The sequence below is a fragment of the uncultured Campylobacter sp. genome, from assembly GCF_938030145.1.
Lineage (GTDB): Bacteria > Campylobacterota > Campylobacteria > Campylobacterales > Campylobacteraceae > Campylobacter_B.
The window spans coordinates 1-11733 of record NZ_CALHGM010000019.1 but is presented as its reverse complement, the minus strand read 5'-3'; the positions used below and the strand labels follow the sequence as shown (position 1 = coordinate 11733).

Here is an 11733-nt window from a genome sequence, read left to right as displayed (position 1 = left end):
CCCCCCCCTAAAAAATTGATTAAATTTATCGCGAATTTTAACGAGGCGGCGAGAATTTAACGGCCACGGATCCACCAAGCCCGCTCAAAATTTAAATTTTACTTGAATTGGGCTATAATCCCTTTTTTAAAATTTTAACTTGGACTAAGAATTTGAAAATAGCGTTTTTTGACTCGGGTATCGGCGGACTAAGCGTGCTAGCTGAGGCTCTGCGGCGGTTTAGCGGGGCGGGGTTTTTGTATTTTGCCGACGAGGATCACGTCCCCTACGGCACTAAAAGTAGGGCCGAGATCGTGCGGCTGAGCCTCGATGCGGTCGGGTTTTTGGTCGCGCACGGCGCGGACGCGGTCGTCGTTGCTTGCAACACCGCCACGAGCGCGGCTATCTCGGAGCTTCGCGGCGCATTTAGCGTGCCGGTCATCGGCATGGAGCCCGCCGTCAAGCTCGCCGCGGACAGTTTCGGCGCGCGTCCGACGCTGCTCATCGCCACGCCGCTAACGATCGCCGGCGAAAAGCTCGCGCGCCTCGTGGGGCGGCTAGAGTGCGAGACGTGGAGTCTGCCGCTACCTCGCCTCGTGGAGTTTGCGCAGGATTTGGAGTTTGACTCGCCTGCGGTTCGGGCGTATCTGCAGGGGGAACTGGCTAAATTTGAGCTTGAGCGCCTCAGTTCGCTCGTGCTTGGTTGCACGCATTTTAACTATTTCAAGGACGTTTTGCGCGAAATTTTGCCGCCTCACGTGCGCATCATCGACGGCATAGGCGGCACGCTAAATCGCCTTGAAAGCGAGCTGGGCGGAGGGCTAAAGCTTGCGCGCGGCGAGGATTTGTCCTCGCGGGCGGCTAAATTTAACGCGAGCGGCGAGAGCAAGCCCGATATGATAGAGCAAGGTATGAGCAGACTTCGTGCAGTGTCGTGCGGCGCCAGAAAAAACGGCGCAGTGGGGTATGATGAGTTTTCTAACGCGGATGAGCGCGGCTTCGGCATGGATACTTTGCGCGACGTAAAATCGCAGGTTTGTGCGGATAAAGGCGTAGAGCAGTGCGGCGAAGACAAACGCCGCATGTCGCCGCGCGCCGTAGATGCGAATTCGCAGCTCAAGCTTTATTCTCGAGGCGGCGCGGATTTGTCCTTGGAATTTAAGCCGAGAGGCGAAGGAACGGGCATTTCGCGAGTTAATTATCCAAACGGCAACAGCGTGGAGTATTTTTGCTCGGGCAGAGCGCTAGATGCGGCGCAGCTGCGCAAAGTAGAACTGTTTTTAAAGCGGCTCGATGCGATGCGAGCAATCGACTAGGCTACGCGCCCGTGCGTCATAGATCCGTAGCGCAGGTTGGGATTCCAGTGCATCATAAATCACGTCAAATTAAAATTCCTGTTCATCGCGGATCGCACTACGCGACTTAAAATTTAGATACGTGGTGGATTACTCTGCGCAAGTTAAAATTTTGATGCGCTATAAATCGCAGCGCAAACTCAAAATTTCGTCGTTTCGTAAATCGCGCCGCATAGACTAAAATTTCGGCGCGCTAAAAAATTTAACTCGGCTTGATGATTTGGAAGCGGCTTCGCGCGGTGCGCGATCAATAGGGCCTAGCCGTCGCCCGGTGCGCGAAAGTTAAAATTTTACGGGGCAAATGCTGCCTTCCCGCCGCCCAGCACGTAAATTTAAGATTTAACGCACAACGCCGCCGTACGACTTGAAGCAGCATAGAGCGAGAAAGACGCCGTCGCTTCTTTGAATTTAATAGCGTAAGTCAAGATTGCTGTATGTAAGGAATTCCTCGCGCCGCACGAACTATCGCCGCAAATTTGAAATTTTAAATTTAGACTAAGGCGCAGATAAGAGGCGCGAGCGAAGTTAAATTTAGCATGCCGCACTGCGAAATTTCACCGCCGCTGAGAGAAATTTAGACAAGGCGCACGGCGTAAATTTTAAAATGATTAAATTTTAAGGTGCCGCGCAGCCCGTAAGTCTTTTCTGTGATAGCCAAGCCCGCAGGCTTTAAAATTTGAAATTCTAAAATCCGTAAAGCAAGATTTCGCGCCGTATTGTTTCGCGAGTAAGATTTATACCGCAAAATTCAGCGCCGCGCAGGGTAAATTTACCCTGCACCGAAGGTGCAGAGTGAATTTAGAATGTATTAAGAGTTTAAAATTTGATTTATTCTATTTTCAAAGGAGTATTTGATCTTCTTATAAAAGAAGCGTCATAAGCATGTCTCAAATTGACGGCTTCGACACTATTTGGATCTGCGGGTTCTTTGTCTTTATATTTTTCTATGATAGCCTTAGCTTCGTCCCAATGCTCTAGGTAGTAATCAACAGTATACGCCATACTTTTTTCCTCTACGACCGTTTTAGCGTTCAAGCAATTCTTATAAGAGTTACTTCCATCTTTAAGGGTATTGAAATCACACTTTGCCAAAACCTCTTTGGCTTCGTCCAGATGTGCGTCGTAATACTCCCTGGTCTTTACCTCGGTATCGTCACCGCAACCAACTAATAAAGCAGCTAACCCCCCCCCAGAGGAACATCTTAGGATTTTTCATTTCATTCTCCTTGTTTGAAATTTTACCCGGTATTTTACTACCCGTTTACTTTAAAAAATTTGAATTGCGCGCGGCCGCGCCGTTTTAACGCAGCTAGTTAAATTTAGCTTTTAAATTTGCCCGCGCTTTTTGGAATTTCGTTTTAAAATTTTACTTGCGCGACGGAATTTTACAGGGCGGAATTCTGCGGGATAAAGCAAAATTCCGCCGGACAGAATTCCGCATCGCTGCGGAATTTAAAATTTAAAAGCAAATTTAAAATTTGCGAGAGCTACTCCTCTATCTTTTTACCTGCGAACCGCACGAGAGCCCACGTAACGGCAAGCCCCATCGGCAGCGCGATCCAGACGCTAAGTCCTAGCGCTACGGGCAGATAGCCCGCCACCACGGCGACCGCGCCGACGGATAGAGCGTAAGGCATCTGCGTCCTTACGTGCTCGATATGATCGCAGCTCGCGCCCATCGACGAAAGGATCGTGGTGTCCGAAATCGGCGAGCAGTGATCGCCGAAAATCGCGCCGGTTAGCACGCCCGAGATATTTACGATCATATAGGCGTGAAGCGCATCGCCCGAAAGCCCGTAGTGAAGTCCCACGGCGTTTGCTAAAGGTATGGCAAGCGGCATTAAAATTCCCATCGTGCCGTAGCTCGTACCCGTCGAAAAGCTAATGAACGAGCCCAGCACAAAAATCGCTACCGGCAGCAAGAATTTCGGTGTGTTTTGGCTTAGCATATCGACCAGATAGCGCGACGTGCCGAGCTCCTTGATGACCGAGCTGAGCGACCAGGCAAGCAGCAAGATCATGATCGTGACGATCATCGTCTTCCACCCCTTGATCCACGTAGAGATCGCCTCTCTGACGTCAAAAATTTTGCGGTAAACGCTCATAAATATAGACACGACTGTAGCAAGAAGCGCTGCTTGAAAAAGCGCGACCGACGAGTTTGCGTTGCCGAACGTCGCCTGAAGCGTCGCAAAGCTTAGCGGAGCGGCTTTTGCGGCTGCGAGGGCATCGCCCTCAAGCTTGCTTAGCCCGCTAAAATAAAAGCTCGAAAACGCGCCGCAGATTAAGACAATAAGCGGGATAACGGCGTTTGAAGCCTGCGGCTTGACGCCTTCTTTAGGCTCTAGCGTTTTATCTTCGAGCTCGGCGATGTTGGAATTTTTAGAGTGGATTTCGCCCGTCGCTGCGCGCCTTTCGGCAGAGAGCATCGGCCCGAAATCCCTGCGCATGAATGCTACGTAAAGCACGAAAGCGAGCATAAAAAGATTGTAGAAGCGGTACGGCATGGTTTGCACGAAGATCGAGAAGGCGTTTACGTTTTGTACGCCGATCTGATCATATCCCGCTCTTATCAAAGAGACCTCAAGACCTACCCAGGTAGAAATTAGCGCGATACCCGCAATCGGTGCGGCGGTGGCGTCGATGATAAAGGCGAGCTTTTCGCGGCTGACTCTAAATTTATCGGTGATCGGCCTCATGACGGGGCCTACGATCAGGGCGTTTGCGTAGTCGTCGAAAAATACGAAAAGACCCATAACCCACGTTGAAATTTGCGCCGAAATGCCCGTTTTAGCGCGCTTGCTAATCCAAAGAGCCACGGCTTTCGTGCCGCCCGTCCTGCTAATCAGCGCGACCACGCCGCCAATACAAAGCACCTGTAAAAGCACGCCCGCGTTGCCTCTGCTAGCTACCGAGCCTACCACGCGCGAGACCAGATCCGTAAAGGCTCCTACGAGCGCGGAGATCGGATTGTTGCCGACGACTGCAAGCATATAGGTGCCGCTAAAAACGCCGATGAAAAGCGATAAAATCACCTCTTTGGTGATAAAGGCAAGCGCGATCGCCACGACGGGCGGCACCAGCGTCCAGATACCGAAAAGCTCGGCATTATGCTGCCTGGTCGCATCATCTACCGCAAACGCGGCAACCGATAAAAACATTAGTAATAGAATTTTTTTCATTTTCTCACCTTAAAATTTAATGCTTTTCGATAAAAAGCCCGGCCCAGCTCTGCTGCGTCGCCATCGCCTCTACGACGTTGATATTTACGCGACGGGGCATCGCTAGGCAGCTTAGCACGATCTGCGCGATGTCCTCGGGCAGGATCGCATCGACCCCCTCATACACGGCCGCGGCGCGCGCTACGTCGCCTTTAAAGCGCACCTGGCTAAACTCGCTCTTACAGATTCCCGGCGCGATCTCCGTCACGCGGATGCCAGTGCCGCGCAGGTCGTTGCGGATATTGCGGCTAAACTGCTTGATAAACGCCTTGCTCGCGCCGTAAACGTGGCTGCCCGGATAGGGCCACGCGCCCGCAGTCGAGCCGAGATTGAAGATATAGCCGCTTTTGCGCGCGATCATCAGCGGCAGCACCGCCTTGGTCGAATACAGCACGCCCTTGATATTCGTATCGACCATCGTCTCCAAATCCTCTACGGGCGTCTGCGCGATCCCCTCAAGCCCCAGCGCGAGCCCTGCGTTATTTACGAGCACCTCGACGTCTTTGAAATTTTCAGGCAGCGCGCTTACGGCATCAAACACCGCAGCTTTATCGCGAATATCCGCGGTGATAATGTGCGTGTTGCCTAGCTCGCCGGCTAGCTTCTGTAGCCGCTCCTTGCGGCGTCCAAGCGCAACGATCTTATAGCCTTGCGCACTAAGCGCCCTAGAAATCGCCTCTCCAAAGCCGCTCGTAGCGCCCGTGATGAATGCCGTATTTTTCATATAATCCCCTTTGCGTAAAATTTTAAATTTAGCGCAATGATAACGCAAAACGGATTTAAAATTTATGAAATTTGTTCTTGCGGCGCGGACGCGGATGAAATAATGCGAAGACATTGGGCGTGCTTCTAGCGCGCACGAGCTCGCGATCGGCAGCGGATTCGGCGAGCGCACGGCTAAATTTAAAATTTTGCGCCGTTCGTTTGTCGCGGTTTGCTATAATTACCTAAATTTAGGAAAAAGACAAATGAGCAAATTTATACGATTTATCCTCGTTAGTATCTGTGTTTGCGCCATTTATGCGGGTCTTAAATATGCTTTTATACTCTTTATCACGTGGCTCATGTTTAGTGGGGTATATTTTGATGGACCGGGTACGCTGCTCGCCATACCGCTCACGTTTTTAAGCTCGTCGGTTATATTTGATTATTATTGTATTGCGCTGGGTTCTCATCTGCTCTTTTTATCGCTGCTTAAAGGGCGCGACGTGAAAACGCGGTGGATTTTACCTTTATTTTTTCTTATAACGCTCGCGTTTTGTAGTTTTTGCGTCTTAATCGGGCACGAAGATTATCAGCGCATAAACGCGCTTTTTGCACTCTTGCTTATCTCTCCTTTTACGCTCATCGCATACGCCATCGTTACGACCGTAATCCTTGCCAAAAATAAAATTTCGGATTATTATCCGATCTTAATCGCGATAATTTTTGTGCCCATTCATGCCGCCAGCATAGGGATATGGGGGTTAGAACGGATATATTTTGGAGTATTTCTAAACGCGACGATACTGGGGATTTTTTATTTCACGGCGAAAATCGGGCGCGTAAATTTGATCGCACACAGACCTACACCCGACAAAATGCAAAATTCTAAAGACCGCGTTATCAAAACGATACAAAGCAGCGCGACATTTTTAAACGACAATATTTTAAAGAAGCGTTAAATTTTATCCTTTTTAGGAATTCTAAATGACACTTTCGTCGCGCACTGCAAGCTTATCTGCTTCCCGATAGATCTGTGCTTTGCCAACAAAACCTTCAAAAACTGCGTCGTTTTGCCTCTTGACACATTGCCATCGCTATTTGATCAAATTTATATCCAGCGTGATCTTATCGTTTTTGATCACGCCGATACCCTTATTTAGCACGTTTTGCGCGATCTGTTAGCTTCAGCTGGCGAGTGCATCGCGAAGGTGCCGCATTGAAATTTATTCAGCTCGGGGATGTCTGCTTGAGAGCCCACGCTCAAAATATCCTTCATACTCGCGCTCTACGCCGCTACGACGGTAAAGCTTGGTTTAAAAGCAACTACTCCAATAAAATTTCATCTGCTCCTCATAAAACCTTTTGCGTTTTTCGATTTAGAATTTGAGTTGTGAGAATTCCATTCTTCGTTTACGGATACTCAGAATAAATATCGTGGCTATTTTATACGTGCAAAGTAAGATAAAATTTACAGTTCTCAGGCGTGGCAAAATCACGCACCCCGTTTTACAGATGGCAAAATAAAGCGCGTTGGAATCGGCCTTCACTTGAAATTTTATTTAAAAAGCAAATCGGATTTTAGCTTGGAACAAACCTGCTCGCCTTTTAGCTCGCGGACGATTTGTAGTGCGAATTCCATCGCAGTAGCAGGACCTTTCGAAGTCATTATATTTTGATCTTTTACGACATTCGCCGAATTCGTATAGCCTGGGTGAGCGATCTGATTTTCAAAACCTGGATAACAAGTGTAAGAGCTTTTTAGCACACCTGCGGTAGCTAGCGCCCATGGAGCGGCACATATTGCACCGATTTTTGCGTTATTTACATCAAAGTCGCGTAGGATTTTACCAAGCTTCTCACTTTTGGCTAAATTCTCCGCGCCAGGCAAACCTCCCGGTAAAACGATCATAGAAAATTCAGACACCTTAATATCATCTAAAATTTCATCCGCCACAAGCTCAATGCCATGCGTGCCACGGACACATTTTTTCTCTAACCCCACGGCTAGAGCATCAATATCTGCACGTCTTAAAATATCAATGATGCTTATCGCCTCGAGCTCCTCAAATCCGTTAGCTAAAACTATTGCCACTTTCATCGCATACCCTTTATTTTAGATACGAACCCTGCTCACTAGGGGCAGTGGAAATATTGGTATTGCCGCTAGCGCGAGACGGACTATCATATAAGAATTCATCGTCGCCTTTTAGATAGCCGATGATATAGCCAACTTCTTCAGCGGTGGTTTTGGCAGCGATAGGCTGCATAATATACTTCATCTTTTTGCCATATTGCCCGTCGGAGGTGTAGCTTGAGATCGCGATTGCAATCTCCTTCGCGCTTAGATCTTTTAGCTTACGAGAGCTGCCATAGGCGCGCTTCTGTCCTTCTGAGCCGTGGCAAGAAGCACAGTTAGCATCGTAGATTACCTTACCTTTTTCCTTGATATAGTTGATGTTACGATTTATCTTTGTGCCACCGCCGACAATATTGCCTTTGGCGTTAGGAGTATTTTTATAGATATTTACGGTTACATTTTCATCTTTAGAATGCTTTTCGATCAGGGATTTTAGCTCTTTGGCAAACTCACCTTTGGCTTCGAATACATACGTGTCATCATTTGCTTTATCCGCGGCATTTAAACTAAAGGCAAAAAAACATGCTAAAAAAGAAATTTTAAAAATTTTCATAGAAAACCTTGATTTAGAATTTAAAAAGGGCGAAGCAAAAGCTTCGCCCTAATTTTACCCGTATAAGGTAAATAATTAGAAGCTGTATTTAGCCTCAAATCTGATGCGATCTTTTTTCTCATCAAGACCCGCACCAAATTTATCATCAATTTTATAGTGAGAATACCAAGTTTTGAAGCTTAGCTTTTCATTATATTTATAAGAAATTCTACCTACTACCTCATATGCATTATCACCATCTGCTTTACCATCTAGGTAATCGGCACCGATTCTGATACCAGTATCAGGGATAGTATAGCCTGCTACTACATACCAGTAGTGATTTTCGCCAGTAAAGTTTCTATAGTCTAACAACTCTTCACCTGGGCTAATGAAAGAGCCTTGATCTTCAAAAGATACAAAAGAAACTTTATCTTTATCATCAGGTTCAAATTTTAAATAACCTGCAGCTAAATCAACGCCAAAGAAACCAGCATTAGCCTCTGCTGCCCAGAAGTCTGCATCACTAGCGCCCGCATCTTTATAATCTCCGTCGAAATCAGAGAATGCGTATTGACCTTTTACGCCGAGATTAAAATCATCGGAGATATCAAAATTTAGAGCTAGTTCTGCAGCGAAAAGCTGTGCTACGTCCTCTAGAGCATTATACCATAGTTGGAAAGATACTGGATCGTATGAGCCCATAAATCCTATACCGTATAGATTATGATCAGTAGTTAGTTTATTATCTACCGCTGCGCCCCATTCAAGGCTTGAAATATCTCCATCATTCTCTAAAGAATCCATCCAAAAGCCACTAATTGTCAAGCCCTCGATATCAGTGCTAGTAATCTTAACACCGTCTCCATACATATCATCGGTAAAGAACGAACCTATGCCTTGGCGACCAACTGCAATAGTAGTGCCACCAACAGTGTATCCTAAGTAAGCCTTAGCGATATCAAAATCGGAACCTTTGTCACTTGGATTTTGTTTGCCATGATATTGGCTATTTGAAGAAGAAAGAGACTCGCCATTATCTCTATCCAAAAATCTAACACCAACTACACCAAAGAAGTTATCGTCGATTTTTGCTTTAAAATCTACTTCGGATTTAAATTCCCAAACACCTTTATTGCTGTTTGTTTCATTTTTAAGGTGATCGTGAGTGTATCGCATACGAGCGTATCCGTTTAGATCCACGTCCTTGATAGCTTCCTCTAATGGAACAGCGCTTGCACTCATAGCAAGAGCACCTGCAGCAACTGCTGCTGCTAAACTAAGTTTAACTAGTTTCATTTTGAACTCCTTTAATAAAGTTTGTAGACGCAATAGTAGCACAAAATGACAAATTATATGCTTAAAATAGGCTGAAAAATACTAAAATTTTACCAAATTGTTACCGAGTATTTACCGAAAATCCAAATTTAACGGGCATAAAAAAAGCGAGACCCACACAGGTCTCGCCGATTATTGAAAGGAGTTCTAATTTCGATGTGGGGATTATATCAGGCTGCGGTAAACAGACGGCAACACCTCTTTCATGCGGGAGAAATTTCATAAAATTTTACGATGTGAAATTTTATGGATAAAATTTCAAGATACGAAATTTGCAAAGCGTGGGTTTAAAAAATCCACGTAACATCTTATCAGCGGAGGATACAGCACTGAAAACGAGCAGTCCGTGAAAAACCGCAGAAAGTAAATTTATAAGAATTCCTCGAATTAAAATTTTAGCGTGGCTGTATTTCAATATAAAATTTTGCGGACAAAATGGCACTATGCAGCAAGGAATTTAAGCGCGAAAGCAAGTGGATACAAAACGCTAACCGAACCATAGAAGCAAGATACGCAGCGCAGAATTTCGTGAAATATAAAATTCCATAACTTATAAAATATAAAATTTATGCAGGCATCGCGTAAAGAATCAGCGGACTTTAAAGCGCAAGCAAATCGCGCCAGCCCGCCATGATTAAGAACAGAAACTATTGCCTTCATAAGAGTAGAGAGCAAACACAAAAACGTTTATCTCAAATTAAAAGCAGGCTCGCTTACCTTAAAGGGTGCAGCGGCTAAAAATCGCGTGGGGATTAAAAGCTGATATTTTCGCTCTCTGGTACAGCAATAGCGTCGTTTTTATGCATTTGTTTGGTCTCGATTTTGCCGATGTCATAAGCGCGCGGAGCAACGGAACCCGCTTTGCGCGAGATGATTCGCATATCGCTGATAGCACCTGCTGCGGTACTTATGTAGGCAGTATCTCCCGCAGCCGCATAATATCTGCTTGCGCGAGCGGTGTAGAGCTCGCCGCTGGATAGGTCTTTGAACGTATAGACGTAAGCTGTGGAGCTTTGGCGAGTGTAGTTTACGATCTCGGATTTTAGCGAGCGTAAGTTGCCTGCAGGCGTCGGAGCGGTGCTTACGGCGCAGCCTGCGATGCCAAGAGCCAAAAGTGCGGAAAATATGAAATTTTTCATTCAGTATCCTTATTTGTAAAATTTGAACTTTTAGATTAGTAGGTTTGGGCTTAAAGTTTGCTTTTTTGAGAGGCATCGGAGTGGAATTTAAACGACTATGGATGCGCTTGCGTCGCTGGCATTTGTTTTTGAGGAGCGTCGAAGTGGAATTTAAACAGATATCTCTTGGCGTTAGGCGGAGCAAGAGCGCGCTTTTAGCGATTTTTCTATATATGTGGGGCAGAATTTAGCAGCAATCGCGAGCGAGACTTGGTAGTCGCGTCTAAATCAAACACGGCAGAACTTTAGCTTCTTTTACCCGGCTAGCTTGCATCAGCACTCTTTGCGGCACTGACTGCGATATTTGCAAAAATCGGACTCGAAGGCATTAACTCCCACTTTGCGACCTTCATCCGCACGATCATCATCACCTTTTGCCTCGCCATATTCTTGCGCTACGCTAAAGCCTGGCAGCCGTTATCTAGTCTGAGCCCTCGCAACTGGGTGTTTCTGATACTAAGCGGGTTGGCAACGGGCGCGTCATGGCTAGCGTATTTCAAGGCACTACAAATCGGCAAAGCTTATCAAGTAGCACCGATCGACAAGCTAAGCGTAGTGCTCGTAGTCATCATCGCCGTAATCTTTTTGGGTGAGCGCCCGAGCCTACGCGAATGGCTTGCGCTAGCGCTCATCGGCGCAGGCGTGATAATGCTAGCGTTTAAATAGGGTGAAATTTGCTTTAAACCTATCTCTTGTGCTCTTTTTAGCCGCTACTCTCGCGCTACGCCATACGCTTTGTCGTAAGATAAACCTACTGCCGCTTCTGCAAAATTGCCGCCCTAAACCGCTATGATTTCTTATGGCTTGACATTTAGCCTACACGATTTCTAGGCATTGCCTGAAACGTGCCGGTAATCGGTTTGCCGATACCTTGCTGTAGTTAGGTGGTCTTTAGGGTAGTTTTAGTTCTGTTTAAAAGTAGTGAGATTAAAATTTATGAGAAATCAGGAATTTACGCCTTAAAATTCCAAAAAATATCGGCTCGCCGTACCATAAAATAAAATCGCATCCGCAAGTTTAAATCGAACTGTAAACTTCTAAATCTACAGTATAGTCGAGTAAGCTAATTACGCAAGATGCGAATTGAAATCTTGCACACTTCCATAGCTCCGCCTAAATTTATACGCTTGCTGCCTAACCCTTGCAATCGTCGCAAGCTCTAGACTTGTAGAATAATAAGCTAAGGTCGGGAGAATTTTACTCTCCCCTACCCTTTTTACCCCTCTTACCTTTAGCTTTAGATGATCCCTCTTCTTTAGCTTCGTCTTTCAACTTAGCCGTAGAGCTT

Annotated in this window: 11 protein-coding genes; 4 read left to right on the top strand and 7 right to left on the bottom strand. The window is 46.3% G+C overall.

Translation table 11 applies throughout. The annotated features are described in order from the left end of the window. Nucleotides 1-152 precede the first annotated feature (152 nt). Nucleotides 153-1295 carry a glutamate racemase gene (gene murI / locus Q0323_RS04315; RefSeq protein WP_298051863.1) on the top strand — a complete coding sequence of 381 codons (1143 nt, stop codon included), beginning with the start codon at nt 153-155 and terminating at the stop codon, nt 1293-1295. 867 nt (nt 1296-2162) lie between these two features. Here the strand turns inward: murI and Q0323_RS04310 are convergent. The 3 genes from Q0323_RS04310 to Q0323_RS04300 all read right to left on the bottom strand — a co-directional run bounded on the left by Q0323_RS04310 (nt 2163) and on the right by Q0323_RS04300 (nt 5279). Beyond that, on the bottom strand, nt 2163-2543 hold the full coding sequence (locus Q0323_RS04310; protein ID WP_298051869.1) for an EexN family lipoprotein: 381 nt from the start codon (nt 2541-2543) through the stop codon (nt 2163-2165). Between the two features lie 278 nt (nt 2544-2821). After that, on the bottom strand, nt 2822-4516 hold the full coding sequence (locus tag Q0323_RS04305; RefSeq protein ID WP_298051860.1) for a Na+/H+ antiporter NhaC family protein: 1695 nt from the start codon (nt 4514-4516) through the stop codon (nt 2822-2824). Nucleotides 4517-4532: 16 nt separating this feature from the next. Then, nucleotides 4533-5279 (bottom strand): SDR family NAD(P)-dependent oxidoreductase, encoded by a 747-nt coding sequence (locus Q0323_RS04300; protein WP_298051857.1) that lies wholly within the window; start codon nt 5277-5279, stop codon nt 4533-4535. A gap of 244 nt (nt 5280-5523) precedes the next feature. On the opposite strand from Q0323_RS04300, the gene Q0323_RS04295 reads away from it, so the two are divergent. Continuing rightward, nucleotides 5524-6219: a hypothetical protein gene (locus tag Q0323_RS04295; protein WP_298051856.1), complete on the top strand. Its 696-nt coding sequence runs from the start codon at nt 5524-5526 to the stop codon at nt 6217-6219. 257 nt (nt 6220-6476) lie between these two features. Then, nucleotides 6477-6647 (top strand): hypothetical protein, encoded by a 171-nt coding sequence (locus Q0323_RS04290; protein ID WP_298051853.1) that lies wholly within the window; start codon nt 6477-6479, stop codon nt 6645-6647. 168 nt (nt 6648-6815) lie between these two features. Here Q0323_RS04290 and Q0323_RS04285 read toward each other — a convergent pair whose 3' ends face one another. The 4 genes from Q0323_RS04285 to Q0323_RS04270 all read right to left on the bottom strand — a co-directional run bounded on the left by Q0323_RS04285 (nt 6816) and on the right by Q0323_RS04270 (nt 10406). Beyond that, on the bottom strand, nt 6816-7358 hold the full coding sequence (locus tag Q0323_RS04285) for a DJ-1 family glyoxalase III (protein ID WP_298051851.1): 543 nt from the start codon (nt 7356-7358) through the stop codon (nt 6816-6818). A 10-nt stretch (nt 7359-7368) separates the two neighbouring features. Next, nucleotides 7369-7950, bottom strand: a complete 582-nt coding sequence (locus Q0323_RS04280) for a cytochrome c (RefSeq protein ID WP_298051849.1) — start codon at nt 7948-7950, stop codon at nt 7369-7371. Nucleotides 7951-8025: 75 nt separating this feature from the next. Further along, entirely contained in the window at nt 8026-9228 is a 1203-nt protein-coding gene (locus Q0323_RS04275; RefSeq protein ID WP_298051846.1) for an OprD family outer membrane porin, read from the bottom strand. A 791-nt stretch (nt 9229-10019) separates the two neighbouring features. Then, nucleotides 10020-10406, bottom strand: coding sequence for a hypothetical protein (locus Q0323_RS04270; protein WP_298051844.1), 387 nt, complete (start codon nt 10404-10406; stop codon nt 10020-10022). 330 nt (nt 10407-10736) lie between these two features. Here Q0323_RS04270 and Q0323_RS04265 point away from each other — a divergent pair, with 330 nt between their 5' ends. Next, nucleotides 10737-11111 carry an EamA family transporter gene (locus tag Q0323_RS04265; protein ID WP_298051866.1) on the top strand — a complete coding sequence of 125 codons (375 nt, stop codon included), beginning with the start codon at nt 10737-10739 and terminating at the stop codon, nt 11109-11111. Nucleotides 11112-11733: the final 622 nt, after the last annotated feature.